Annotated in this window: 2 protein-coding genes; both read right to left on the reverse strand. The window is 49.2% G+C overall.

Annotated elements, in window-relative coordinates:
- Positions 1-192 precede the first annotated feature (192 nt).
- Positions 193-1233, reverse strand: coding sequence for a hypothetical protein (locus tag MoGM_RS04085; protein ID WP_104368862.1), 1041 nt, complete (start codon positions 1231-1233; stop codon positions 193-195).
- 710 nt (positions 1234-1943) lie between these two features.
- Entirely contained in the window at positions 1944-2411 is a 468-nt protein-coding gene (locus MoGM_RS04090; protein ID WP_104368863.1) for a nucleoside deaminase, read from the reverse strand.
- Positions 2412-2752 lie beyond the last annotated feature (341 nt).

Raw genomic sequence — 2752 nt, forward strand, 5'->3', positions numbered from 1 at the left:
GCGCAATGAACGTGAAACAGGAAGAGCGGCGGGTAGCCGAGGGCTGTCGTCTGACGGAGCCGGGACGCAGCGTCAGCAGGCTGAGACAGAGGGGGAAATAATGGCAAAGGTGGCTTTCAGCCGGTAGCGAAACCGCCTCCCGGGCACGATTCCGGGAGGCGGTTGCATGACATGAAAAAAACTTGAGGATGATTATTTTGCCTCATTCATGATATAGTATAGTCCCATCTCATATTTAAATCCATCTTCCTCGTCAATCTCCACATCGCCCAGAAGACACGTATTGTCCAGGAACCTGACATACACTTCGCCGCTTGTCCACTCATCGTAAAAGTCGTTAGGATTCCATGAATAGCGCAGTATGCCGGCAGCCTCATTCTGCCACTTCCATGTGGATACGGCCAGCTGGTCGTCCTCATAGAGCACCATGTAGGTTCCGGTCTTGGTGAATATGAGCTGCTTGGCACCTATCACATTATACTCAGACTCCTCGAACACCCATTCAGACGGGTCAAACTCTTCGTCATGGGCCTTGGCATAGTCGCGGAGCTGGTTGAAAATGTCTCTCAGCGTCTTGCCCTTGAAGTCGATGATGGTACGCCCGTTGATTTTCTGTATGGCACGGTATCCGTTCAGAGTCCACGTGCGGCAGAGCATATTGGACTTGGCGCTGTTGATATCGGCATTCTGCTGCGTCACCCGCACATCTTTCGGCGCACCGCCGTTGACAGCGATTGTGAGCGACATGGCGCGTCCCTGTGAGTCGCGTGTGACAGTAACGGTGCCGAACCCGGCAAGGTTATAGCTGTCGGGACCCGTCTTGGTGTATTTGCCGTAAGCTATATTGGAGTAGTGGCGGGTACGTGCCTCCGACACGCAAGCCGATTTCATCAGTTCCGGAACAGGCACCTTATGGCCGCCAATGGTAATGGTCTTCGGGGTCTTGACGGTCGCCGGAGGCATACCGGCCTGTGAGTCGCGCAAAGTGACGATATAGTTGCCGGATGCCGTAAGCTCTATCGACTCCATATTCTCATCGGCGTCGTTCACGACATACTTGGCCGCGTCGGCCTCATACTTGGGCACCTCGAACGACGAGCTGCCGTTTCCGCCATCGCCTCCATCACCGTCGTCATCGCTCGAACAAGCCGTTACCGAACATACCGCCATTGCGGCAAACACGAAAAATCTGCCTGTACGGAGCAGATCTGTCACAAATGATTTACTTCTCATGATTTCCTTTAGTTTTTATTGGTTGAATTAAAATTGATATGTAAGTCCTGTCTGTTTTATATTATTGCAGTCTCGTCCGGCGCACGCCTCATGCCATATCATGGCAAAACGAGCGGCGCACGCATGTCATAGTTTATGGCAAAGGTATATAAAATAATCCTTTTTTACCGCAACCGAGTGTTAAATTGAATTAAAAAATGATGCGGGACGCACAAGAATATACCAACCCACACACCATCCCCACAGTCGGTTAAAGTATCTCCACCCTCAATATATTCCGCCAAGGCCCCGAAAAGAGCAAAAAAAATGCCGCCACTCTCATCGAGCAACGGCATCCGTTCCTATGTACAATATTTGTTTTCTAAAAACACTTTGGCCTCTTGCCAAAGCCTGCCGCCGCTGTTACACGGCCGACAGTAATAACTAATACTGATACTAACATTCTTCTGAAAGTTAAGGGAGCCTCACGGCTGCCTGTGTTACCTCTGAAACACTTTCTTTTTACCAATAACTAAAAACCTAAAACTATAAATATTACTACTAACCTAAAACAATCTATTAACCTTTTGACAATGCAAAGATACTGCGATTGGCGGTATCCTGCTATATTTTTTACCGCAAAAATGAATAAATATACATCCTTATTGACCTAAATCAACCACTGTGTGCGCAAACAGTGCTTATTTGTACGTTTTTTGAGCATTTACAGGTCAATACTCGGTCTTGTCTTCCTTGGCAATCCAAAGACGGAAAGCACGGGCGGCCTCGTCAGGCATCAGCTCCTCCATGGGCTTGCGCCTGTCTTCCGGATCAAGCTCGATCTCACGGTATATGAATTCGTCGTCGAAACCGGCCATGGCGGCATCCATGCGGTTGTTGCCATAGTATATCTTATCAAGGTGCGCCCAGTATATTGCGCCGAGACACATAGGGCAAGGCTCGCACGAGGTGAAGATCTCGCAACCGCTCAGGTCGTGGGTACCAAGACGCCCGGCAGCCTGTCTTATGGCGCTGACCTCGGCATGCGCCGTGGGGTCGTGGTCGGTGGTGACACTGTTGGACGCCTCGGCGATAATCTCACCGTCGCGCGCTATCACCGCGCCGAACGGACCGCCTCCAATGCGTACGCTCTCTTCAGACAGCTCTATGGCTCGTTTCATAAGTTCAATCCTGTTCATAATGCTTCTATTTTTTCCTGGTATGTAATTCCGTTTCCATCGTTATGTGGCAAATATACGGCTTTTATCCCGTTCACGCCAAATTCCACGGCCGATGTTCATCTTTCTTGTATTTCTTTAACGGGAGTTGGAAACAAAACACGTAATCCAGAAGTCTCTCTATTACCGGATAATGCCTTGACTTGGAAAACTTTCCGGACGTACTCCAAAAACCGTCACAAACGGCTTTTGAAATAATCTGACAAACAGCCTCTCATATTACGCCCGCTTTAAAATTAAAATCCCGTGGCCGAAAATAAGCGAGTTTCGGGCAGCTTAACGCAATCACCTGTATATCAACC

This window comes from Prevotella sp. MGM1 (assembly GCF_002933775.1).
Classification (GTDB): Bacteria; Bacteroidota; Bacteroidia; order Bacteroidales; family Bacteroidaceae; genus Prevotella.